The sequence below is a fragment of the Caulobacter sp. CCH9-E1 genome, from assembly GCF_001556515.1.
Taxonomy (GTDB): Bacteria; Pseudomonadota; Alphaproteobacteria; order Caulobacterales; family Caulobacteraceae; genus Caulobacter.
The window spans coordinates 14,543-35,750 of record NZ_LSJA01000365.1; the positions used below are offsets into that span (position 1 = coordinate 14,543).

At 67.7% G+C, this 21,208-nt stretch carries 24 protein-coding genes; 14 read left to right on the forward strand and 10 right to left on the reverse strand.

Going from position 1 to position 21,208, the window contains the following annotated elements:
• Positions 1-60: 60 nt before the first annotated feature.
• Entirely contained in the window at positions 61-1,068 is a 1,008-nt protein-coding gene (locus AX690_RS20360) for a hypothetical protein (protein WP_231732258.1), read from the reverse strand.
• A 16-nt stretch (positions 1,069-1,084) separates the two neighbouring features.
• On the opposite strand from AX690_RS20360, the gene AX690_RS20365 reads away from it, so the two are divergent.
• The gene (locus tag AX690_RS20365) at positions 1,085-2,413 is read left to right on the forward strand and encodes an acetate/propionate family kinase (protein ID WP_066680662.1); all 1,329 of its coding nucleotides are present in this window, start codon (positions 1,085-1,087) and stop codon (positions 2,411-2,413) included.
• Here AX690_RS20365 and AX690_RS20370 read toward each other — a convergent pair.
• The 4 genes from AX690_RS20370 to AX690_RS20385 all read right to left on the reverse strand — a co-directional run bounded on the left by AX690_RS20370 (position 2,410) and on the right by AX690_RS20385 (position 4,702).
• On the reverse strand, positions 2,410-2,790 hold the full coding sequence (locus tag AX690_RS20370; RefSeq protein WP_066680660.1) for a DUF6491 family protein: 381 nt from the start codon (positions 2,788-2,790) through the stop codon (positions 2,410-2,412). The two genes, AX690_RS20365 and AX690_RS20370, sit on opposite strands and share 4 nt — an antisense overlap.
• Before the next feature lie 4 nt (positions 2,791-2,794).
• Entirely contained in the window at positions 2,795-3,562 is a 768-nt protein-coding gene (locus AX690_RS20375) for an RNA polymerase sigma factor (protein WP_066680658.1), read from the reverse strand.
• Complete coding sequence (locus AX690_RS20380; RefSeq protein ID WP_231732259.1) at positions 3,559-3,930, reverse strand: DUF5335 domain-containing protein; 372 nt, start codon at positions 3,928-3,930, stop codon at positions 3,559-3,561. The genes AX690_RS20375 and AX690_RS20380 overlap by 4 nt, the downstream gene beginning before the upstream one ends.
• A 94-nt stretch (positions 3,931-4,024) precedes the next feature.
• Positions 4,025-4,702, reverse strand: a complete 678-nt coding sequence (locus AX690_RS20385; RefSeq protein ID WP_066680657.1) for a BON domain-containing protein — start codon at positions 4,700-4,702, stop codon at positions 4,025-4,027.
• Positions 4,703-4,878: 176 nt separating this feature from the next.
• Here AX690_RS20385 and trxC point away from each other — a divergent pair, with 176 nt between their 5' ends.
• Positions 4,879-5,316 (forward strand): thioredoxin TrxC, encoded by a 438-nt coding sequence (gene trxC, locus AX690_RS20390; protein ID WP_012520277.1) that lies wholly within the window; start codon positions 4,879-4,881, stop codon positions 5,314-5,316.
• Between the two features lie 18 nt (positions 5,317-5,334).
• Here trxC and AX690_RS20395 read toward each other — a convergent pair whose 3' ends face one another.
• From AX690_RS20395 to AX690_RS20405, 3 genes are read right to left on the reverse strand one after another with little or no spacing between them, the layout of a single operon-like run.
• Positions 5,335-5,628, reverse strand: coding sequence for a hypothetical protein (locus AX690_RS20395; protein ID WP_066680656.1), 294 nt, complete (start codon positions 5,626-5,628; stop codon positions 5,335-5,337).
• A gap of 11 nt (positions 5,629-5,639) precedes the next feature.
• Complete coding sequence (gene lon, locus AX690_RS20400) at positions 5,640-8,018, reverse strand: endopeptidase La (protein ID WP_082769781.1); 2,379 nt, start codon at positions 8,016-8,018, stop codon at positions 5,640-5,642.
• On the reverse strand, positions 8,015-8,380 hold the full coding sequence (locus tag AX690_RS20405) for an Hsp20/alpha crystallin family protein (RefSeq protein WP_231732260.1): 366 nt from the start codon (positions 8,378-8,380) through the stop codon (positions 8,015-8,017). Before AX690_RS20405 ends, lon begins: the two co-directional genes overlap by 4 nt.
• Before the next feature lie 1,005 nt (positions 8,381-9,385).
• Here AX690_RS20405 and AX690_RS20410 point away from each other — a divergent pair.
• The 4 genes from AX690_RS20410 to AX690_RS20425 all read left to right on the forward strand — a co-directional run bounded on the left by AX690_RS20410 (position 9,386) and on the right by AX690_RS20425 (position 12,729).
• Positions 9,386-10,351, forward strand: a complete 966-nt coding sequence (locus AX690_RS20410; protein ID WP_066680645.1) for a S1C family serine protease — start codon at positions 9,386-9,388, stop codon at positions 10,349-10,351.
• A gap of 277 nt (positions 10,352-10,628) precedes the next feature.
• A complete protein-coding gene (locus AX690_RS20415) occupies positions 10,629-11,681 on the forward strand; it encodes a TerC/Alx family metal homeostasis membrane protein (RefSeq protein ID WP_082769783.1) in 1,053 nt (350 codons plus the stop codon).
• Between the two features lie 215 nt (positions 11,682-11,896).
• A complete protein-coding gene (locus tag AX690_RS20420) occupies positions 11,897-12,397 on the forward strand; it encodes a Dps family protein (protein WP_082769784.1) in 501 nt (166 codons plus the stop codon).
• Between the two features lie 125 nt (positions 12,398-12,522).
• A complete protein-coding gene (locus tag AX690_RS20425; RefSeq protein ID WP_066680643.1) occupies positions 12,523-12,729 on the forward strand; it encodes a hypothetical protein in 207 nt (68 codons plus the stop codon).
• 192 nt (positions 12,730-12,921) lie between these two features.
• Here AX690_RS20425 and AX690_RS20430 read toward each other — a convergent pair whose 3' ends face one another.
• Together AX690_RS20430 and AX690_RS20435 are read right to left on the reverse strand one after the other, a co-directional pair.
• Positions 12,922-13,656 carry a diacylglycerol kinase family protein gene (locus tag AX690_RS20430; protein ID WP_066680641.1) on the reverse strand — a complete coding sequence of 245 codons (735 nt, stop codon included), beginning with the start codon at positions 13,654-13,656 and terminating at the stop codon, positions 12,922-12,924.
• 396 nt (positions 13,657-14,052) lie between these two features.
• Positions 14,053-14,838 (reverse strand): ZIP family metal transporter, encoded by a 786-nt coding sequence (locus AX690_RS20435; protein ID WP_066680639.1) that lies wholly within the window; start codon positions 14,836-14,838, stop codon positions 14,053-14,055.
• Positions 14,839-14,983: 145 nt separating this feature from the next.
• On the opposite strand from AX690_RS20435, the gene AX690_RS20440 reads away from it, so the two are divergent.
• The 8 genes from AX690_RS20440 to AX690_RS20475 form a co-directional block, all read left to right on the forward strand.
• Positions 14,984-15,694, forward strand: coding sequence for a 2,3-diphosphoglycerate-dependent phosphoglycerate mutase (locus AX690_RS20440; protein ID WP_066680634.1), 711 nt, complete (start codon positions 14,984-14,986; stop codon positions 15,692-15,694).
• 44 nt (positions 15,695-15,738) lie between these two features.
• Entirely contained in the window at positions 15,739-17,073 is a 1,335-nt protein-coding gene (locus AX690_RS20445) for an ATP-grasp domain-containing protein (protein WP_231732261.1), read from the forward strand.
• A gap of 4 nt (positions 17,074-17,077) precedes the next feature.
• On the forward strand, positions 17,078-17,845 hold the full coding sequence (locus AX690_RS20450) for a gamma-glutamyl-gamma-aminobutyrate hydrolase family protein (protein ID WP_066680632.1): 768 nt from the start codon (positions 17,078-17,080) through the stop codon (positions 17,843-17,845).
• A gap of 22 nt (positions 17,846-17,867) precedes the next feature.
• On the forward strand, positions 17,868-18,467 hold the full coding sequence (locus tag AX690_RS20455) for an NADPH-dependent FMN reductase (RefSeq protein ID WP_066680631.1): 600 nt from the start codon (positions 17,868-17,870) through the stop codon (positions 18,465-18,467).
• 413 nt (positions 18,468-18,880) lie between these two features.
• Positions 18,881-19,315 (forward strand): helix-turn-helix domain-containing protein, encoded by a 435-nt coding sequence (locus AX690_RS20460; protein WP_066680630.1) that lies wholly within the window; start codon positions 18,881-18,883, stop codon positions 19,313-19,315.
• A 47-nt stretch (positions 19,316-19,362) separates the two neighbouring features.
• On the forward strand, positions 19,363-19,572 hold the full coding sequence (locus AX690_RS20465) for a hypothetical protein (RefSeq protein ID WP_156449744.1): 210 nt from the start codon (positions 19,363-19,365) through the stop codon (positions 19,570-19,572).
• A 316-nt stretch (positions 19,573-19,888) separates the two neighbouring features.
• The gene (locus tag AX690_RS20470; protein WP_066680626.1) at positions 19,889-20,308 is read left to right on the forward strand and encodes a hypothetical protein; all 420 of its coding nucleotides are present in this window, start codon (positions 19,889-19,891) and stop codon (positions 20,306-20,308) included.
• Positions 20,309-20,394: 86 nt separating this feature from the next.
• A partial coding sequence (locus tag AX690_RS20475; protein ID WP_066680625.1) for a glycosyltransferase family 4 protein occupies positions 20,395-21,208 on the forward strand: 814 nt, incomplete at its 3' end.

The following is a 21,208-nucleotide window of genomic DNA, read 5'->3' on the forward strand; positions in this document are numbered from 1 at the left end:
TACTACGCGCGCGGCCGGCCGCGCCCTTGCCGCAGATCAAAGCTGCGCCGCTTCCGCCCGTCACGTCACGAAGACGGGCGCAAAGCCGCCGCCCGGCGTGCGGAAGTTCGTTGTCTGACCCCGATAGACTCGCGCCGCCGCGAGGAGCGGCAAGCCGACGTAGGTGTAGAGACGTACGTCAAGCTTGAGCGCCAGGACCTCGCCGTCGATTCTAATGCGCCGCTCGGTCGGTGCGGCCAGTTCCTGGGCGATATAGCCCCCGCGCTGCACCTCCTCCCAGACCCCGCGGGTCATCTTATCGCCGCGATAGACCGCCTTGCCGCCGTGGCCGCCCGCCGGCTTGAAGAAGTACCGTTTGCGCGCCGACCACAGGGCCTCCGCGGACTCCGGGGTCACCAGGATCGTTCGAGGCACCGCCGAGAGACTGCGCCGCTGGGCGGGCGACAGTCCCCAACCGGCCGGCGCGGCGGGGTCGGACAGCACCGTCAGGTTCCGCTTGTCCGCGAGGAGGGCGTGGTTGCGCGGATTAGGCGTGAGAACGACAGCGCCCGCCAGATAGGCGTCACGCAGCGCCCCGTGGCTCTCGCCATCCAGCGCGAAGTCGACCAGCCGGTTGTAAACCAGATCGATCACTTCCTCGCCGTGCCGAAGCTGGCCCTGGGCGAAAGACAACTCTGCAGGATCGACGATCCTGGCCTTCATGCCGCGCCGCTTGAACGCGCGCTGGGCGAGCAGGAACTCAGGGAAGAGGTACTGCTCGGTCGGGCGATCGTCGATGATGGCGAGGGTGCGCGGCTGACTGGCGCGACCCTGAGACCGCCACTCTTGCTCGAACATCCGCCACACGGCCGCTTCGAAATTCGCGGCCGGCGTCGCTTCGATTGCGTCTCGCGCCTCGCGGCAGCACGCACCCTGGGCGCGGGCGAGGAAGGCGTTCAGAAAGGCGCCGCCGGCGTTGGTGTTGACTTCGATCAGCTTCGGCCCGCTCGCGCCGAGATGGAAGTCGTACCCCGTGAAGACGCCGCGGGGCCCGAAGTCATGCCGCGCGATTTCGGGCGCCCAGGCCATCACCGCCGCCTGATAGGTGGGGTCGCTGGCCGCCGCCTTCGGCCTTTACCGACGCCGCGGGCGCCGCCTGGTCGAGACCGTGCGGGGCGCGGCCGAGAACCTCTCGACCCAGGCGCACCTGGTCGGGCGCGACAGCAGCGGCGAAACGCTGATCAGCGCCGCCTGGACCCCTGGCCCGGAGGCGCCCGACCATGCGGGCGCGCTCGAACGGGTGTTGGCCTGGGTGGGGCGGCGGCCCGCGAAGGAACGGCCATCGGTCGTGGCGCACCGGATCGTCCATGGCGGCGAACGATCAGGGCCGACGGTCGTCACGCCTGGGATCGAGACCGAGCTTGAGGCGCTGGCGCCGCGCGCGCCGCTGCATCAACCGGCGGGCCTCGAATTGCTTCGCCTGGCGCGCAGCCGCCTCCCCCAGGCCACGCCGGTGGCCTGCTTCGACACCAGCTTCCACGCCACCATGCCCGAGTGCGCGCGCATTTTCGCCATCCCCCGCGAGATCAGCGCCAAGGGTGTGAGACGCTACGGATTCCATGGCGTTTCCTACGCTCACCTCGTCCGACGCCTGCGTCAGATCGACGCCGCGCTCGCGCCGGCGCGCATCGTCGCCGCCCACCTCGGAGCTGGTGCGAGCCTGTGCGCCGTGGCGGGCGGAAGAGGCATCGACACCACCATGGGCTTCAGCCCGCTGGATGGCCTGGTGATGGCGACGCGGTGCGGGAGCCTCGACCCTGGCGTCATCCTGCATCTGCTCAGCCACGGGGGTCTGACGCCGGAGGGCGTCGAGGCGCTACTTTACCGCCGCTCAGGCCTGCTTGGCGTCTCGGGCGTCTCGGGCGATCTTCGAGAACTCGTGCACAGCGATGCGGAAGCGGCTGCACTTGCGGTGGAACTCTTCGTCTATCGCGCCGTCCAGGCGATCGGGAGCATGGCGGCCACGCTCGGGGGTTTGGACGGGCTGGTGTTCACCGGCGGCGTCGGCGAGCACAACTCGGAGGTGAGGGCGCGCATTTGCCGCCGCCTTGCCTGGCTCGGCGTCGATCTCGACCCGCAGCTGAATGCAGCGGAGGGTGAACGACGCATTGATTCGCGCGCGAGCAGCGTGGCGATCTGGGTGATCCCTACCAATGAGGAGGCCGAAATGGCGCGCCAAGCCGCCGACCTGCTCTGGCCACCCCTGTCAGGCGAGCCCCAAGCGCCTGCGGCCGCGGAGCGGATCGACAGATTGCTGGATGAAGCGCTGGACGAGACATTCCCGGCCAGCGACCCGCCAACCCTCGTCCAGCCGCACGATCCGGACGGCCTCGAGCCGCCCAGCCGCGATCAAGGTCCAGCAGACACCGGCTAGGGCTTGGCCCCCTTCGGGAGCGCCGCCACCTCGGTTGGCGTCAATTTCCGAACGCTCTTCACCGGGCATTTCTGCGGCCCAATGGGCGACGGCGTCACGATCTCCGCGTCCAGACCCGAGCAGATCGTGGAGCCGCCGCGCGACACGAGAGCGATCTTCTGAGTCCAGTCCACATCCGGGCACGGTCCCATGAGTTCCAGTTGAAAATAGTCCTTAACCCCCACGCGCAGGTTCACAAGCCGGTCGCCCTGCGCGGCGAAACTATTGACCTGGTGGCTCCAGAAACACTGGCGAGCCGAGATCGGCTGCTGGGCGGCCGCCGATGTGACCGCTGCCACGCCCCCGACAACAGCAACGGCAAACGTTCTTACGACCATTAGCTTAGTCCTTGCGGCTGAGACAATCCGATGGGGAGATGGAGCGAGGTCGATGCCGAGTGGAACCTTTGACGCGCACCGGTCGCGGTTCCATGGTCACCGGGCGCTTGGCGCCTTCTGCCGCCAGCCGGCCTGCGGCCACCCGACGCTCAGCGCCCTGAAGCAAGCGCAGCGCCTGGTCGGGTGGAAGATTCATCACCATGGATACCGCCTTTAGACTGAACTGATGCTCGACGACCAAGACCAGGGCTTCGCGTTCCTGCCGGCTCAAGGCATAGGCGTCTGCTGCGTCCAGGTCCGCGGGCGTGACGTCATGCGCCGGGATCGTGTCCTCCCAACGCAGGAGGTCGTCCGGCTGGTACCACTCCCACAAAGCCTCGTCCGAGGCGTCCAGCGCCTGCGCCTCCTCCTCGACTGAAGCCTCGAGCGAAACGCCAGCCAGCTTCCGGGCCCGTCGTTCGGAGCGGACGATCGACTCAAGCACCTTGAACTCCAGGCCCAACAGCCAAGCTCGCACCTCTAGCCCAGCGGGTTTGCGCGCGCGATCACGCCAGCCTCGCGCCAGGGTCTCGCCCACCAGCTCGTCAGCTGTCAGGTCCTGGGGTCGCAGATCGCCCACCGCGCGGCGGTAGCGCAGTTCGCGAGCCGCGGCGGCCAGGAGCTCGGGCAGGTGCGGCTCGACAGCGCGCCGGTAGGCGTCCTTGTCGCCGGCCAACACCCCGCGCCATGGCCCCGCCAGCGACGCGCCCGAACCCGTATCGGCGTCCGTCATGCAGCGCTCCCTTCCGGCGGGGGAAGGCTGAGCGGGCGTCTGAATTTGACGATATGCCGCTCGCCTGTACGCGTGTCGACAGCCAGGCTCTCCACCATGGCCCCTTCCCGCTGCGCGGTCAGTGCGGTCGGCGCCCGGATGATATGGTCGAGACCTTCGACGGCGACCTCCAGGATGTCGTCTTTCGGATCGTAAGCCACGCCGACCAGCGACACCCATTGCGCCTGAATCTGGTCGCCGAGCCCCAGGCTGGCCACCTCGATCTCGGCTTGAGCGCCTTCAAGTTGGCGGGTGAGTTGATCGCAGAACGCCTGCCATTGGCTCCTGGCGATGGTATGGTCAGACCAGTTCATGTTCGGCACCTCCATGGCTGTGCGCGTCTCCAAAGCTCATCCTTTTCAGTTCCTTGCCTTCCACGCCTGATCGCCCGCGCGACCATGTTTGGCGATGTCCGCGCGCAGGCTAGAGCGCCTGGGCTGCGAACGGCCAAGGATCGATCGTCAGTTCATTGCGGACCTCCGTGACACCGGGCGCCGACCAGGCTTGGCGTTCCGCCTCCTGCCGCTCCGCCCAAGAGCGGACATGACCCTTGAGAGTGACCTGGCTCCCATCGGCCTCGACGATCACATGCTGGGCGTCGACCTCGGCGCTCCGCAAGAAGGCTTCCTGGATCTTTTTTTTCAGGTCGATGGGCTGAACCTTGGGCTTGACAAGGATTGCATTGGCGACCGCGCGAACCCCTTTGATGTCGCGCACCGCGCGCTCAGCCCAATCCTTGAGGAACTTCCACTCCACATCGCCCTGCAGGCTGATGTCGCCGTTCTTGACCACAACCTTGATCCGCTCGGCGATGGTCGGCAAACTTCGCTTCAACGCTGCGACGGCGTCCCGGGCGATTTCGGGGTCAGGTCGTTGATCGACATCCGGCAGCCGAACGGCGATCTCATTGGCGATCGCCTGCACGCCCTTGATACGCTTGGCTGCGGCCTCCGCCGCATAATAATCGGCGTAGCTATTGACGAACCCCGCCAGGGTGACGACACCATCCTTGACGCTCACTGCGATATCGTCATCGACGAGACCCGGCTCCCACGCCAACTGGGCCTCGACATCGCGTCGGACCTCCGAATCTCCACGCATTGCCCTGTACTCCTTAGCCACACATGTCGCTGCAGGCCGGCGTTCGCTCTCGCCGCCCCTTCCCTGAAAACTAGAGCGGCCGCGCGTCTGGACAAGACAGCCGCACGCGCGGCGTGGCTGGCGCGGCTTGGCGGACCGAACTAAGGTGTGATGCAGCCAAGACACGGGAGGATGAGATGGCCGAGAGACGCCGTGTTGTCTGTCCCAACTGCGACAGCACCAATAGCGTGCCTGCCGACCGGCCGGCCGACGCGGCCAAGTGCGGGCGCTGTCACGCCAAGCTCTTCCCGCACGCCCCCATCGAACTGAGCGGCGATCGGGCGCGCAAACACCTTCAAAACTCCGATGTGCCGGTGATCGTAGACTTCTGGGCGCCCTGGTGCGGGCCCTGCCGGGCCATGGCGCCGATCTTCGAGCGGGCCGCCCAGGCGCTCGAGCCGCGGGCCCGGTTCGTGAAGATCAATGTCGACGAGAACCCGGACCTTGCCGCGCAATACGGCGTCCAGGGGATCCCTGCGCTGTTCGCTTTCCAGAAGGGTCAGGTGGCGGCGCGCCAATCCGGCGTGGCCGACCTGGGCGTCCTCCGCGGATGGGTGGAGCGCCTGGCGGCCTGATTGGCCGCGGGCGGCTTCCTACGGAAGGTTGAGCCCAGGGTAGTAGGGCCGCACCAGGATCGATTCGTGCTGCACATAGATGGTCGGCACATGATTCTGTTCGGCCAGCTCCTGCGCCGCGTGCAGCGCGGTCTCCAGGCTCGCGTACCCGGGCCCGCCCGGGGGCAGGCGCCGGCCGACCATCGGCTCCAGCGCTGGGCTGACGTCGATGAAATACTCGAAAACGCGCGGACGACTGAGCCGGGTCACCACCAGAAATTCGCCCGCCTGGGGCAAGGCGTCGCCCGCTTTCAGTTTGACGACCTCGGCCATCGTCCTTCCTCCTAGCTCGCCGCCCGGACCTGCGTCTGGCGCACGTCCCCACGCCGCGGATCCAACCCCGCTTCGATCGCATCCTCGATCCGCTCCAGCCAGATCAGTTCGAGCGTTTGGCGCGTCTCCTCCGGAATGTCGCGCTCGTCGGCCCGGTTGCGCGCCGGCAGCAGCACCCGCCGAACGCCTGCCGTCGCAGCGGCCACGACCTTCTCCTTGATGCCGCCGACGGGCAGCACCAGGCCCCGCAGGCTGATCTCGCCGGTCATCGCCGTGTCGCTGCGCACGGTCCGCTCGGTAAGCAGCGAGATCAGCGCCATGGTCATGGCGACGCCGGCGCTCGGCCCATCCTTGGGCGTGGCGCCTGCCGGCACGTGGATGTGGATGTCGCTCTCCTTGAAGAGCGACGGCGTGACCCCCAGCGCTTCAGCCCGGCTCTTCACCAGGCTGAGCGCGGTCTGCGCGCTCTCCCGCATGACCTCGCCGAGCTGGCCGGTCAGGATCAGGCGACCCTCGCCCGGGGTGCGGGTGGCCTCGATGAACAGGATCTCGCCGCCCACCGGGGTCCAGGCGAGACCTGTGGCGACGCCCGGCACGCTGGTGCGCATCGCCACCTCGTTCTCCACCCGCGGCGGGCCCAGGATCGGCTCGAGGTCGGTCGGGCCGATGCGGACCGGCTCGGTGTGGCCTTCGGCGAACCGGACCGCCACGTGGCGCAACACCCGGCCGATCTCCCGCTCCAGGGACCGCACCCCGGCCTCGCGCGTATAGCGCGCGATCAGGGCCTCCAGCGCCGCAGGCTCGATTTGGACCTGTGCGGCGGTAAGGCCGTTCGCCTCCAGCTGGCGGCGGACCAGGTAGCGCTCGGCGATCTGCCGCTTCTCACCGGCCGTGTAGCCCGAGAGCTGGATGATCTCCATGCGGTCGCGGAGCGGACCTGGGAGGGTGTCCAGCATGTTGGCCGTGGCGATGAAGACGACGCGGCTGAGGTCGAACGGAACGGCCAGGTAGTTGTCGCGGAAGGCGACGTTCTGCTCCGGATCGAGCACCTCGAGCAGGGCCGCCGACGGATCGCCGTGTATGCCGGCGCTCATCTTGTCGATCTCGTCCAGCATCAGGACGCAGTCGCGCCGGCCGGCCTTGCGGATCGCCTGGATGATGTTGCCCGGCAGGGCGCCGACGTAGGTGCGCCGATGGCCGCGGATCTCGGACTCGTCGTGCACCCCGCCAAGACTGACCCGCACGAAAGGCCGATGCATGGCCCGCGCGATGGATTGGCCGAGGGAGGTCTTGCCGACGCCGGGCGGGCCGACAAAGCACAGGATCGGCGCCTTGCCTTCCGGCGCCAGTCGCCGGACCGCCAAGTGCTCGATGATCCGCTGCTTGATCTTCTCCAGCCCGAAGTGGTCCTCGTCCAGGATGAGGCGAGCTTCGGCTAAGTCGATGGGCGCGGCCTCAGGAACGCCCCAGGGCAGCTCCACCAGCCATTCGAGATAGGTGCGCACCATCCCGTACTCGGCCGCGGCTTCCTGGGTCCGGGCCAGCCGGCGCAGCTCCTTGCGCGCCTGCTGCACCACCTCCTCCGGCATATCGGCGTTCTCGATCGCCGCTTCGAGCTCGAACAGCTCCTCGCGTTCGCCTTCGCCCAGCTCGCGCTGGATCGCGGCCATCTGCTCGCGCAGCAGCGTCTCGCGCTGGCGCTCCCCGAGGGACTGGCGCGTGCGTTGGGCGATCTCGCTGGTCAGCCGCAGGACCTCGAGCCGTTGGGCGAGGAAGGCCGAAACCTTGTCGAGCCGCGACTCAAGATCGACCGCCTCCAGGATCTGCTGCTTCTCCGGCGGCTGCAGGTCGAGATAGGCGGCGACAAGGTCTGCAAGCGCCGCCGGCGAACTGGCGCCTTCCACCGCCGCCACCAGTTCACCGGGCGGGGACTGCGGAAGGAGCTGCAGCGCCTCCAGCGCCTGGCTGCGCAGATGCAGGAAGCGCGCCTCGATCTCCGCGCCCTCGGCCTCCGGTTCAGGAATGCGGCGGCCGCGGGCGACGAGGAAGGGGAACCCCTCCACCCATTCGTTGATCTCGAACCGTTCGACGCCCTGGCAAGCCACGTGAGGCGCCCCATCGGGCCCGGTGACGTAGCGCAGGACGTTGGCCAAAGTCCCCATGCGATGCAGGGACTGTGGCCCCGGATCGGGCGCCTGGACGTCCTGTTGCAGCGCGAGGACGAGGGGATGCTGTTCGCGGAGCGCCTGCTGGGCGGCCGCGACCGAGCTCGGACGGTCGAGCACGATCGGGAACACGACGCCCGGGAAGATGACGTTGGACACTGGAACGACGACGACCGTGTCGTCCGGCAGGTTTCGCGCGCCGTTGATGGACTGTTCGCCGTTCATCGGTTCTGCCCTGCTTTGCGCAATGTGACTGTCAGACACCCATTCTCCGCCTGCCAGTCGATCCGGCCGTAGTGTCCGGCGGGGAGCGGCACCCGGCGGGCGAACTGGCCTTGCGGCAGCTCCATGTGATGGATCACCCCGCGGCGCATGCCCGGCGACGGATCGCGGCGCCCAGTGATCATCAGAGCGTCGCCGTCGATGAAGACTTGCACGCCGCTAGGATCGACTCCGGGAAGGGCCGCGACGATCTGCACGTCGCTGGCCGTCTCCAAGAGGTCGATCGGCGGTTCCCAGTAGGCGGTGCGCGGACTTGTGACGGGACGAAACGCCTCTCGGTGCAGCCGGTCGGCGCGAGCCAACATCTGAATGGCTTCCGACCACATCCAATCGCTCGCGCTTCGGTTCCCCATGGCTCCAGCTCTCCCGTACGACGACAAGCCTAACTCCGCCGCTCTACTGACGGAAACGACGAAACGCGGTAGCGGCTGGTGGAGGAATGACCTCCGCGTCTCACAGCACCTGGCTGCAGGGTTCCCGTAAAATCTAGCCACAGAGCGCGTTCATCTGGTCTTGAGGCCCACAAGCGGCGCGAGCCCACCGAAGGTCGAAGCGAGCCAGCCCTGCGGCGGTTGAGGGACAATACCTTGATCGTTCGTGCCGCCGAGAGCTGATCCATCGCATGCTCCATCGCGGTCGGGATATCGGTCGGTCGAGTCCCCCGACGTGACAGCGCGGCCTGCACTGAGGGGACTCGACGACCTCAGGCGCTCGTCCCACGGGCGCCCGGACGCGCCGCAGCGCCAACGCCGGCGCGGACGACGGCATTCAAATTCCCTTGCCGCTTGGAACGCTGCAGATAACGAACTAGGTCGACCAGCCGGCCAAACAAGTAACAGCGCACGGGACTTAACTTGCCCGCTCGATCCCGATACGAGCGTGGTCGAGCGAGTAGCGCGGACCTTGTTGTTATCTCCACCACACCGGTTTGTCCGCCGGTGCGGCCGAAAATCAGGCATGCCTGCAGGCCGGCGCGTCTTGGGAAGTATCGATGCTGAAGCCGCTCCAAAGCGACCACGGGGAGATGCTACGCGTCGGGATAAAAGGCTGTCGATCGGCTTGGCTGAGGCGCCGCGCATCACGGCCCTTTGCGACGCTCCCCCCAAGCTGCTAACCTAAGCCCGACGATCTTGACGACTGGATCTCGCGCCGTGACGCCAAGAATTTGGAAGGTCCTCGCCCTCGCGCTCGCCCTATTGGCCGCGGCGCTCTTTGGGGCTTTGATCACGACTCACCGGTCGGTCGTAGGCCAAATGGGCCCCGCCGCTGGGCCGACGACGCGCACCAGCGCCCCAGACACTTTTGCTCCGGTGATCGAGCGCGTCGCCCCCGCCGTGGTGTCGATCTATGCCGAGGGTGCGCCGTCCCCGCCGATCCTGGTCGTTCCCGACCTGCCGTTCTTCCAGCCCGAGTTCATACCGCCCACCCGGCGCATGTCGTCCGGTTCCGGCTTCTTCATCAGCGCCGACGGCTATGTCTTGACCAATCACCATGTGGTCGAAGGCGCCGAGCGCGTCGAAGTCGTGCTGCACAACGAACGTCGCCTCAAGGCGCGGCTCATCGGCAGCGACCCGGCCACGGACCTAGCCGTGCTGAAGGTTTCTGGCGGACGCTTCAGCTATGTGGACTTGCAGCGCGCCGGCGCGCCGAAGGTCGGCGACTGGGTCATCGCCATCGGCAACCCCTTCGGTTTGGGCGCTACGGCGACCGCCGGGATTGTTTCGGCTTACGGCCGCGATCTGGGCTCGGCGTTCGTCGACTACGTGCAGATCGACGCGCCGATCAACCGCGGCAACTCGGGCGGACCCAGCTTCGACACGCAAGGGCGGCTCGTTGGCGTCAACACAGCTATCCTCTCGCCGTCCGGGGGCAATGTGGGGATCGGATTCGCCATCCCGGCTGAGACCGCGCGGTCGGTGTCCGGACGGCTGATAGCGCGGCGGCCGATCGAGCGCGGCTACATGGGCGCCGCCCTACAGGACATCAGCGCCGACGCGGCCGCCGCCCTTGGACTGCCAGAGGCCCGGGGCGCGTTGGTGGCCAGCGTCACCCCCGGCGGGCCGGCGGCGGTGGCGGGACTCAAGCCCGGTGACGCCATCCTCAAGGTGGACGGTCGCGACGCCGAGAACGCCGAGGCCGTCACGCGCGCCGTCACGCGCAAGCGTCCAGGCGATACGATAACCCTTGAGTTCTTCCGCCGCGGCCGGCGCTTGAACCTTGAGCTCATCCTGGTCACGCGACCGCCTGAGGACCTGCTGCAGCGGCTCACCGAGTGACGCCCGCCCGGCTCGTCACTGCTCAGCGGGAAGGGAAGCGGGACGAGACAACATATTGCGCGGCGGCGCGCTCAACTCGAGAGCCAGGGCGCATTTGACACTCTCCCCTAGCCGGAGCGGCAAGGCCGGATGCGCGCGAGCTCACGACTTTGCGCCGGGCGCGCGAACTCGATGCGCAGCAAACGCTTGACCCGATCAATCGCAGCGCGGAAGCCGACTCCCGCAAGGCTCATAACAGCGCGCGCATCGAGCGCGCGCAGCGGAAGCGAACGATGACATGACCTGGACCGCTGAATTCCTCGATAAGCCGTTGTGGCTGTGGGCCATCTTTTTGACCGTTGTGGTCTGCCTCCTCGCCTTCGACCTGGGCGTTCTGCATCGCAGAAGCCGCGAGATCCCGCTCAAAGAAAGCCTCTTCTTGAGCGCGGCCTACATCCTGGTGGCGATCGCTTTCGGGGTGTGGACCTGGGCGACGCTCGGCTCAGACGCCGGCGCGGCCTTCTTCAGCGGTTATCTGCTTGAGAAGAGCCTATCTCTCGACAACCTCTTTATCATCTCGGCCATCTTCGGCACGCTGATGGTGCCGCGGGAACTGCAGCATCGCGTGCTCTTCTGGGGCATACTGAGCGTGCTGGCCCTGCGAGCGCTGTTGATCGGCCTGGGCGCTGCGCTCGTGCACGAGTTCGCCTGGGTGCTGCCGTTGTTCGGCGCCTTCCTACTCTATGCAGGCTGGCGGCTCAGCCGCCCGCGTAGCCATACGTCCGAGGCGCTGACCCCCACCCCCTTATACCGGATCCTGGTCCGCCGGCTGCCGGTAACGGCGGACCTGCAGGGAAATCGGTTCTTCGTGCGCGGCGCCACGGGCCGCTGGACCGCCACTCCCCTGTTCCTGGCGCTTTTGCTCATCGAGCTCAGCGATGTCATGTTCGCCGTCGACAGCGTGCCGGCGATCTTCGCGGTCACCACGGACCCCTACTTGGTCTACACGTCGAACATCTTCGCCGTGCTCGGCCTTCGCGCCCTCTACTTCGCGCTTGCGGACGTCATCAACCGGCTGGAGCACCTGAGAACCGCGATGGGCTTACTGCTCGCGCTGGCCGGCGGGAAAATCTTCTACAACGCCCTCGTCGGAAAGATCGACCCATTGGTCTCGCTCGCTGTCACCCTGATCGTGCTATTCGGCGGGATGGGCTATTCCGTCTGGCGGACCCGCAGCGTCGCCAGGCCGGAGCCAGCACTCGGCACGACCGACCGAGCGGCGCAGCATACCCAGAGCGCGCGCTCCGACGGGCCGGAGACGATTGAAGAGGCCGCCGCGCGCCCTAGATAAAACCTCGCACGACAGATGCCGCTGCGCCCCAACGGGCGGGTGAAACCCATCTGCCTGGCAGAGGATGAAGCTGAACCTTTGCGTCCCCGATGGCTGGCGCCGCTGCGACCGAGCGATGTGCGCCGGCTCGGCGGGCGGAGGGTTCCGTATTCCAACACCAAGGCCGCTGCGGCGCCGACCCTGCGCCGTCGCGGCCGCACCTTCAGAGGATGAACATGCTGACTGAAGAGATGTCCAAGACCGCGACGCAGCACGCCGACGCATCTACGGCTGGCCCCAGCGAGGTCGCCCTGGCGCTAGGCAAGCTGCTGGCCGACACGCACGCGCTCTATCTGAAGACGCACGGCTTCCATTGGAACGTCCGCGGCCCGCAGTTCCCCGCGCTGCATCAGCTGTTCGAGCAGCAGTACAAGGAGCTTTGGGGCTCGCTGGACGCGCTGGCCGAACGGATCCGCGCCCTCGGCGCCCTGGCGCCGCAAGGTCACACCTCCATGGCGAACCTCACAGGCGTAAAGGACGGCGATCCGCAATGGAGCGCCCAGGAGATGCTGCGCGATCTTCTCAAGGATCACGAGCAGACCTGCGGCGCCATCAAGGCCGCCATCCAGACCGCCGAAGGCGCGAGCGATGCGGCCACGGTAGACCTGCTGAACGATCGGCTTTCGGCCCACGAGAAGCACGCCTGGATGCTGCGCGCCACGCTGGCCACGAACTGAAGAAAAGGACCTTGCGCGTCACGGGCAGCGCCCTATTTGCATTGACGCTGGGCGCCGTCTAAGGGCCTCGCGAACGATGCCTGCGGGATCCTCTCGCACCATATTGCCTCTTGGAGGATGTGGTCATGAGAAACGCAATCCGTGGACTGCGGCGCTGGCTCTCGGCCGAAGGGTCGGACCTGCGCCGACGGGAAGCTGAGGCGTTCCGCGCGCTGGAGACGGCCGCTTTCCCAAAGATGGAGCGGACGCTCGACCGGGTCGGGATGATCGGCCTGCTCACGCTGGGCTTGGTCGCCGCCGCTGCAATGCTGGTCGCTCCCAGTTTGAGGTAGCGCAAAGGCAGCCGCGCGCCCCATGCCGGGCGGCGGCTGTTTGCGCGGAAGCCCAAGCCCTGTTGAAGCGGCATCGGCGCCGATACAAATGACGACGGAGCAAGCCGCCAACTCTACGACCAGGCGCGCTATCGCTGCCGGGCAACCCCAAATCCTTCAACAACAAGAGTGGTATGCGCGCCACTAACAGGTTCAGCCTTCCGGCGTCATCGCCAGGAACGCTCGGGGGACCAGGCGGACTTTGACCGAGCCCTCGAAACTGAACCGTCCCCCATCGAGCAGACCCGGGACCGGACCATTGCCAAGCACTTCGATGGTTTCGGCCATGGCGCATTTGACGTCCGGATCGGCGCGCCAGTCGCGAAAGGCCGCGCTCAGAACCATTCGCAAGGCGTCGACCGGGCCATCAGGATGGATCACCGCCGCCTCAAGGCGCGCCTCCCCAGGACCAAGCCGTGGTGAGGCCAGCGGGCAGAGGACGGCAACCGCCTCGCCCTTGGCGGCAGCGCCACCGTCCCAGAGGCAGATGAGCTCGCGATCGAGCGACGTGCGCAACGCCGACAAACCGTTCCGCGCCGCAACCAGGAACTCGCCGTACCGAACCGCCTCGCGCGCTTCCTGCAGCAAGGAGGGACCGCCGAAGATCGCGGCGGCGAAGAACTTCTGGCCGGCCGCCTCCGCGCCGCTCACCGTGCGGACCCGCGGCCGGGCCACCACGGCGTCGAGCGCATGGCACCAGGTACGCACGCCATAGAGCGCCTGCGGCAGCACGTTCATCGTCCCCCCGTGCGGCGGCATCAGCAGAGGTCCCCCGGGGTCGCACCGCTCAGCAGCGGTGCGGATCGTGCCGTCGCCGCCCAAGACAATGAGGATGTCGGGTCTGCCGATCAGCACCTCGTCGAGCGCCGAGGCCAGTTCCGCGCCCAACCCGCACCACAGATGTGCGGGCTTCAGCCCATGGCGCGCCAGTCGCGCACGCAGGTCCGCGCCCGTCGCACGGGGTGCAACGGCCGCTAGCGACGTTCACCAAGGCCGCGATCTTCGCGGCCTTGAGGTCCAGGGCGGAGGGCGGGCTCATGAGCATCGCGATGGAAAACGGATCTGCCTCCCCATCGTTTCCCCCTCGATGTCAGAACAAGCGGCCTGAGCGGTCCTAAAGGACTGAAAGAAAAGGCTTCGTCGATGAGCGTCGCAAAAAAAATGCTACCGCGAACCCTATCGGCGCTCCGACCCTACGATGGGGATCCCGCGCGCCGGCAGGCGCCCCTTGCTGCAGCCCGCCGCCAGCCGCCTGCCGGCGCTAAACGGGCCATCAAACCCGGATCAGGCCCCGCCAAGCGCGGCGTCGATCACCACCATGAGGATGAGGCCCCCCATCAGGGCGCCGGTGGCCGCCCCCTGATGGGCCTTGCTGTGGGTCTCCGGGATAATCTCGGCGCTGACGACCCAGACCATGGCTCCTGCGGCGAAAGCCAGCGCCCAGGGCAACAAGCCCTCGACCCAGGACACCATGGCGATGCCCACAAAGCCGCTAACGGGCTCCAGGAGTCCGGTCAGCAACGCCACAGAAAACGCCATCCAACGGGGGTAGTTGATGCTCGCCAGGGCCGCAGCGACCGCCAGGCCCTCGGGCAGGTTCTGCAGGCCGATTCCAAGCGCCGCGCTCGTTCCGTTTGCGATGTCAGGACCGCCGAAACTGACGCCCACGGCCAAGCCTTCAGGTATATTGTGCAGGGCGATTGCGAAGACGATCAGCCACATCCGTTGCAGGGATGCTATCGGAACACCCTCGAACCCGATCACGAAATGTTGGTGCGGCGCGTAACGGTTCACCTGCTGCACAGCCAACGCCCCGAGAGCCAAGCCCAGCACCACCTCGGCGTGCCCGACAATGCCGCCAGAGGGATGAACGCGTGCGAGCGAGAGGGCGGGAGTCATCAGCGACAGATAGGCGGCTGTGAGCATTACCCCGGCGGCGAAACCCAGTAAGACGGCTTCCAGGCGAGGGGACAAGTTGCGGACGAAGAAGACGGGGAGGGCCCCGACGCCTGTCGCCAAACCCGCCGCCGCGCTTCCTCCCAGGCCTGTCAACACAAGCGTCCAGTCCATGCACCCTCGCCCTTCCATTCCGTCAGGTTCATTAGGGACGTGACACACCACGCCACCAAACCGAAAGTGGCGTCCCGCCGGAGCGGTGGCTGTAGGGATTCCGAAGGCGTCTGCGCGCGGTGACCGAACCGCAAGCCCGAACGCGATGCGCCGCTTGATCCTGCTGCGACATGGCGAAAGTCAATGGAACGCCGACAACCGTTTCACGGGCTGGGCCGATGTGGACCTGACCTCGTCGGGCGAAGCACAAGCCGAAGCTGCGGGTAAGTTGCTTCGCGATCACAGCGTCGACGTGGAGACCGCTTTGACCTCGATGCTGACCCGCGCGATAAGAACACTCTGGATCGTACTTCACGCCAGCGACCAGACCTTCGTGCCTGAAGGGAAGGACTACTTGCTGAACGAACGGCACTACGGCGCCCTTACCGGTATGGACAAGGATGAGGCGGCGCATCGATTTGGCGCCGACCCCGTGGCGCGCTGGCGCCGTGGCTTGACCGATCGTCCGCCGCCGATGGCCGGACCCGACCACGCCGAACTTGCTCGGGACCGGCGCTATCGCGGAGTGGCCGTCCCGCGCACCGAGAACCTCTACGACGTCATGCAACGGATTTCTGCCTGGCGTCGGAATACGCTGGCCCCGGCCCTCGCCATCGGGACGGTCCTGGTCGTCGCGCACGGCAACAGTCTTCGCGCGCTACTGAGCTTGCTCCTTACTCTTGCCGAGGCCGAAATCATGAGGCTCGAAATCCCCCACGCCAATCCGCTCATGATCCGGCTTGACACGCAGGCCCGCCCGATCGAGGCGGCCTACCTCGACCCGGCGCGGGCAGCGCCCCTGCCTTGGCCTTCGTGACACTCTTGCGCGCCAGGGCGGCCAAACCAACTTCGGGACAAAAGATGGACACGACGCTCGCACACTTAACGTCCGGACGGGTGATCGTCACCTACGGGCGCAGCCTGATGGCGCTGACGATCGCCCATTCTTTGGGCCGGCGGGGCGTTGAGGTGATCGGCTGCGACGACGTCGGCCTCACGGCCGTCTCCTTTTCCCGGTTCGCCAAGAAGCACTTCACGCACGCGCCGGCCGCCGAGCATCCGGAGCGCTTCATCGCCGATCTGGAAGCGGCGATCGTCCGCCACAAGCCCCAGGATGACCGCCCCTATGTGCTCATCCCCTGCTTCCAGGAGACGAGGATCATCGCGCGGCACGCCGAGCGTCTGTCACCCCACATTCGGGTCGCGGCGCCGCCGATCGACGCCATCGCCGCGGTCGACCCGAAGGACGCGCTGATGCGCACGGCCCACGCCATGGGGCTCAACGCACCGCGCACCTGGACGGACGCCGAGCTCCGCGCCGGCGGTGCGCGGCCCGACCGGTTCCCGCTGGTCGCCAAGCCCGTTCGCGGGGTGGGCGGCCGGGGCGTGCGACGGCTGTCGGACGCCGAGGCGCTCAATCAGGCTCTCGCGTCCCCGACCGAGCCCCTGCTCATCCAGGACTACATCCCAGGGCAGGATTTCTGCCTGACCGCGCTGTATGACCAGGGCGTCCGGCTGGCGAGCGCCGCCTACCACAACCTCTCGCAATTCCCGCGGGGGGCCGGCGCCGGCGTCCTGCGCGAGACCGTCGACGATCGGCCGTTCCTGGCGACGGCCGACGCCCTGTTCGGCCCGCTCGGCTGGACAGGGGTGGTCGAGGTCGACTTCCGCTGGGACGGGACGAGCGATCCGTTCCTGATCGAGGTCAATCCGCGCTTCTGGGCCGGCCTGTTCCACACGGTGGAATCCGGCGTCGACTTTCCCTGGATGCTCTACGAACTCGCGGTCACCGGGCGGGTGGCGACCCCGGCCGCTCCCAAGCTTGGCCAACGCACCAAGGTCGGGGCGCTGCACCTCCTTTCCGCAATCCAGGAGGTCGCGGATTCCGAAGAGGGGTTCGCCGGCCTTCGGGAGGCGTGGGGCCAATCCGTGCACCTCTTCCAATCCGGCCGGCTGTTGGACGCCTCGCGCGAGCTCGCCCGAGGCCTTGCGGCGGGGCCAGACCTCGGGCGCGCCGCCCAGCGCCTGCGCGAGGCCCTGCGCACGGCCAAGAACGCGCCGAACGAGCTCTTTCGCTCCGACGATCCGCTGGTCAGCCTCGGCGCGCTCTTCGTCGTGGCCTCGCTGATCCGCCACGGCAAGCTGCCGCCGGAACTCAAATACGATCCCGACGCGCGGGGCCTGGTGGTGGAGTGAGCCCATGGACCGCCACCGCCCGATCATCGGCGTCACCCGCCCAAGCGTCGGCGACATGCTGTCCTACCTCGCCATCGCCCTGGGGATCCGCCTGGCCGGAGGCCGGCCGGTACGCCTGAGCTCCACCACCTGGGAGGGGGTGACCTTGGACGGCCTCGTGCTCAGCGGCGGGTCGGACGTGTTCCCCAAACGGTTCCAGACCCTGCCAAAGGCGGGCTACCGGTATGACCATCCCCGGGAGCAGATGGAGCTGGCCTTGCTCGAGCGCGCCTTGGCCGAAGACCTGCCGATCCTCGGCATCTGCCGCGGCGCCCAGCTCATGAACGTGGCCGCGGGCGGGTCCCTGCACATGGACGTGGCCGAGCGCTTCCACCCGACCCCCTATCCGCAGCACTGGTTTCGACAGATCCATTTCCGCAAGGTCGTCTCGATCACCCCGGGCAGCCGCCTTCACGCCATCCTGGGCTGCGAGCGGCTATGGGTGAACTCCATCCACAGCCAGGCCGTCGACCGGCTGGGCGCGGGCCTGACCATCTGCGCCCGAGAAGCCAATGGCGTGCCGCAGGCGATCGAGCGAACCGACCGCGACTTCTGCATCGGGGTCCAGTTCCACCCCGAACTGCTGCTGCACCGCAGACCCTTCCGGCGGCTTTTCGAGGCCCTGGTGTTGTCCGCGAAAGCCCGCCAGCGGCGGTGGGGATCGGACGCGCCGGGCGTGCAGGGGCCGGCGGGCTTGCGCCGCGCTTCTCGGGACCTACATCGATTCGCCTGACCTGAAACGCAGAGGTGACGCCTTGGACAAACCAAAGATCGGCCTCATCGTCGGATCGGTCCGCGAGACCCGGTTTGCCGACAAGGTGGCGCCCTGGATCTCCGAGCTGGCGGCGCGCCGCGACGACCTCGCCCTCGAGATCGTCGACCTGAAGGACTACGCCCTTCCCTTCTTCTCCGATCCGGTGTCTCCGGCCTATGCGCCGTCCCCCCATCCGGAGTCCCGGCGATGGCAGGCGAAGATGGCTGAGCTGGACGGCTACCTGGTGACCGCGGCCGAGTACAATCGCGGGCCCACCGGCGTGCTGAAGAACGCCCTGGACCACGCCTACCGCGAGTACAACCGCAAGCCTGTCGCCTTCGTGGGCTATGGCAGCGTCGGCGGCGCGCGCGCCGTGGAGCAGCTGCGCCTGATCGCGATCGAGCTGCAGATGGCGCCGATCCGGCATGCGGTGCACATCGGCGGCGGCGACTTCTATGCCGTGATGAAGGGCGAGACGGCGCTCAAGGATCTGCCGCATCTGGAGACGATGGCCGACACAATGTTCGACGACCTGGCCTGGTGGGCGCGGGTCCTGAAGCAAGCCCGCGAGGGTGAACCGTCGGCGGCCAAGGCGGCCTGACCTCCGGAATGCTCGGCCCGGGGGGGCCGGGGCCGAGCACCAGACTGGAGAGTCCGCGAACGGTCGTCGTCGGGTGGAACGCCGCTCCCATTCAACTTAGACGGCTTGCGATCGTATCGCCAAGTCCTGCGCCCGATGCGTGTAGTCGGATGTTTGCAAGGTTGCTGGTCAGCCCGCGCAGGCTGAGCTAAATCCTGAGTTGACGCGGAAGGCTTCATCACCTGTCTGCGTCCCGCACCGAGGTGCGGAACAGCTTTGGGCCGACCTATGTCGGGCGGCCCGCGGAATACAACACCCGCAAGGGTGGCGGGCTCTGTCTCGCCGCCTTGGGGAATACGTGGGGCGTGCCTTGCCCTGTGCTGCGCACGTGTTCAACCGCCCGGCGCCAGGCCGGGCCGGCCAGGGGGAGGCACATGGCGCGCGCCGACACCGTGCGCCTGCGGCGTAAGTCGCTTGGCCTCAGTCAACAGAGCCTGGCCGAGGCGCTCGATCTCACCTTCCAGCAGGTCCAGAAGTACGAGCGCGGCGCGAACCGGATCAGCGCCTCAACCCTTTTCCGCATCTCCAAGGTTCTGGAGGTCCCGGTCAGCTATTTTTTCGACGGGCTGCATGACCCCGCGAAGGTCGCGGGCGAGCGCTATGCCCAGGTCTACGACACGGTCCTGCAGGACCTTCTCTTGGAGCCGAACGGGCCGGCGCTGGCGGAAGCCTTCCTGAGCATCCGCCGGCGCGGGATCCGCAAGAGCGTCACCGATCTGGTGCGCGCCATCGCGGCGAACGACGAGGCGGGACAGGCCGGGAGCCAAGCGGACGACCGCTCCGCGTCAGGACGCGCCGCCGCGGAATGAGGAAGCGCGACGGCCTCCTCCTCGCCCCTATCGTTCTGGTGGGCGCAATGATGGCGAGCTTCGCCGTCAGTTCGAGACCCCTCGCCGAGCCGCTGCTGTGGACCATCACCGGCCTTTCGGCGCTCGCGATCGGGGCCTACGTGCTGATCGCGCGGCGCGAGGCCGAGCCGCTGGACAGAAAGGCTCGCGCGAGTGGGCCCGAGACGGCGACTGACGAGGACGAGCGCCGACCCAAGGATGGGCGGGACGTGACCTAAGGACTCGACGGGACCCGCGCCTGTTCCAAGACGTCGATGAGTTCGATGCGGAAGGGCTTCGGCAGGTCAGGCTCGAAGCAGGCCAGCCCCGGTCTCGCGGCTGACGGAAGGCGGCCCCGAGCCGCGGGCACGGAGCCGCGGCAGAACGCCGGGGCCGGGGGCTGGAGGCGTGCCAGCACACCCTTTGGCGGCAGTCTTTTTGGCAGCAAGAGGGGCGGCGCGGGACCCCACACTTGATCTCTTGCGCGACGGCGCCGCCGCCATAGATCAGCCTTCGGCCGGCTCTGCCGGTCGAACTCTGTCGAGGATGCGGGAGATGATCACGACGGTGCGGCCCTCGGCCCGCCGGCGACGCAACCGGCGCGCGGCGCGGATCGGTGTCAGCCTTGCGGGCGCGCTCGCGGTGCTGGCCGCCGTTCCGGCTGCGCAATCGGTGGCGCACGATCCGCTCGTCTGTTTCGTCGATGCTCAGGGACGCAAGGTGCGGATTGGGGACACGGTGCGCGACCGGTTGGGCCGGGAGATCGGCTGGATCTCCGGCAGCCAGTGCGCCGCGAACACGCCGCCGGGCAAGCTGCGCATCGTTCCAAACCTCGATGGCCCCGTTGACCCCATCGAGGTGGACGCTGGCGTCCTCCTGAGCGCCGACAAGGACGTCGTCCTGGCGCTCTCGGCCGACGAGCTCGACCGCACCTTTCAATACGCGCGCACCGACGGCCACGAGGCGCCCAGCTAACGGAACAGCTTGGCCGTGAAGCGCGTTGCGCGCGCGCAACTCCGGGGGCGGGCTGCGCCCCCTTCTCAGAAGAAGGGATTAACCGCATGAAGATTGCTCAGGTCGCTCCCCTCTACGAGGCGGTTCCGCCGCGGCTGTACGGCGGGACGGAGCGTGTGGTGGCTCACCTGACCGACGCGCTGGTGGCGCTCGGCCACGAGGTGACCCTGTTCGCCAGCGCCGAGGCGCAGACCCGCGCCAGGCTCGTGCCCGTGCGCGACCAGGCGATCCGCCTCGACCCGGCCCCGCTGAAGTCCGACGTCGCCGCGCACCTGGCGCAGCTCGCCGAGGTGAAGCGGCGCGCCGACGACTTCGACGTCATCCACTTCCATACCGACCTGCTGCACTTCCCGATCTTCGCCGACCTGGCGGAGAAGACGGTGACCACCCTGCACGGGCGCCTCGACCTGAAGGACCTGCCGGAGGCCTTCCGCCGCTGGCCAGCCTTCCCGCTGGTCTCGATCAGCGACGACCAGCGCAAGCCGCTGCCCTTCGCCAACTGGATCGGGACCGTGCACCACGGCTTCCCGCCGGAGCACTACACCTTCCACCTGCGCAGTGAGGGCTATCTCGCCTTCCTGGGCCGCATCTCGCCGGAGAAGCGCCCGGACCGGGCGATCGAGATCGCGCGGCGCGCCGGCAAGCGGCTGAAGATCGCCGCCAAGGTGGACGCCGCCGACCGGTCCTACTTCAACGACGTGATTGAGCCGCTGATCCGCAACGAGCCTCTGGTGGAGTTCATCGGCGAGATCGGCGATGCGGAGAAGTCCGCCTTCCTGGGGGGGGCCGACGCCCTGCTCTTCCCCATCGACTGGCCCGAGCCCTTCGGCCTGGTGATGATCGAGGCCATGGCCTGCGGCA

Bases quoted from the DNA above. Each gene is read 5' to 3' on its own strand.
- AX690_RS20360 (WP_231732258.1), bottom strand. From the start codon at position 1,068: ATGGCCTGGGCGCCCGAAATCGCGCGGCATGACTTCGGGCCCCGCGGC.
- AX690_RS20370 (WP_066680660.1), bottom strand. From the start codon at position 2,790: ATGGTCGTAAGAACGTTTGCCGTTGCTGTTGTCGGGGGCGTGGCAGCG.
- AX690_RS20375 (WP_066680658.1), bottom strand. From the start codon at position 3,562: ATGACGGACGCCGATACGGGTTCGGGCGCGTCGCTGGCGGGGCCATGG.
- AX690_RS20380 (WP_231732259.1), bottom strand. From the start codon at position 3,930: ATGGAGGTGCCGAACATGAACTGGTCTGACCATACCATCGCCAGGAGC.
- AX690_RS20385 (WP_066680657.1), bottom strand. From the start codon at position 4,702: ATGCGTGGAGATTCGGAGGTCCGACGCGATGTCGAGGCCCAGTTGGCG.
- trxC (WP_012520277.1), top strand. From the start codon at position 4,879: ATGGCCGAGAGACGCCGTGTTGTCTGTCCCAACTGCGACAGCACCAAT.
- AX690_RS20395 (WP_066680656.1), bottom strand. From the start codon at position 5,628: ATGGCCGAGGTCGTCAAACTGAAAGCGGGCGACGCCTTGCCCCAGGCG.
- lon (WP_082769781.1), bottom strand. From the start codon at position 8,018: ATGAACGGCGAACAGTCCATCAACGGCGCGCGAAACCTGCCGGACGAC.
- AX690_RS20405 (WP_231732260.1), bottom strand. From the start codon at position 8,380: ATGTTGGCTCGCGCCGACCGGCTGCACCGAGAGGCGTTTCGTCCCGTC.
- AX690_RS20415 (WP_082769783.1), top strand. From the start codon at position 10,629: ATGACCTGGACCGCTGAATTCCTCGATAAGCCGTTGTGGCTGTGGGCC.
- AX690_RS20420 (WP_082769784.1), top strand. From the start codon at position 11,897: ATGCTGACTGAAGAGATGTCCAAGACCGCGACGCAGCACGCCGACGCA.
- AX690_RS20425 (WP_066680643.1), top strand. From the start codon at position 12,523: ATGAGAAACGCAATCCGTGGACTGCGGCGCTGGCTCTCGGCCGAAGGG.
- AX690_RS20435 (WP_066680639.1), bottom strand. From the start codon at position 14,838: ATGGACTGGACGCTTGTGTTGACAGGCCTGGGAGGAAGCGCGGCGGCG.
- AX690_RS20440 (WP_066680634.1), top strand. From the start codon at position 14,984: ATGCGCCGCTTGATCCTGCTGCGACATGGCGAAAGTCAATGGAACGCC.
- AX690_RS20445 (WP_231732261.1), top strand. From the start codon at position 15,739: ATGGACACGACGCTCGCACACTTAACGTCCGGACGGGTGATCGTCACC.
- AX690_RS20450 (WP_066680632.1), top strand. From the start codon at position 17,078: ATGGACCGCCACCGCCCGATCATCGGCGTCACCCGCCCAAGCGTCGGC.
- AX690_RS20460 (WP_066680630.1), top strand. From the start codon at position 18,881: ATGGCGCGCGCCGACACCGTGCGCCTGCGGCGTAAGTCGCTTGGCCTC.
- AX690_RS20465 (WP_156449744.1), top strand. From the start codon at position 19,363: ATGATGGCGAGCTTCGCCGTCAGTTCGAGACCCCTCGCCGAGCCGCTG.
- AX690_RS20470 (WP_066680626.1), top strand. From the start codon at position 19,889: ATGATCACGACGGTGCGGCCCTCGGCCCGCCGGCGACGCAACCGGCGC.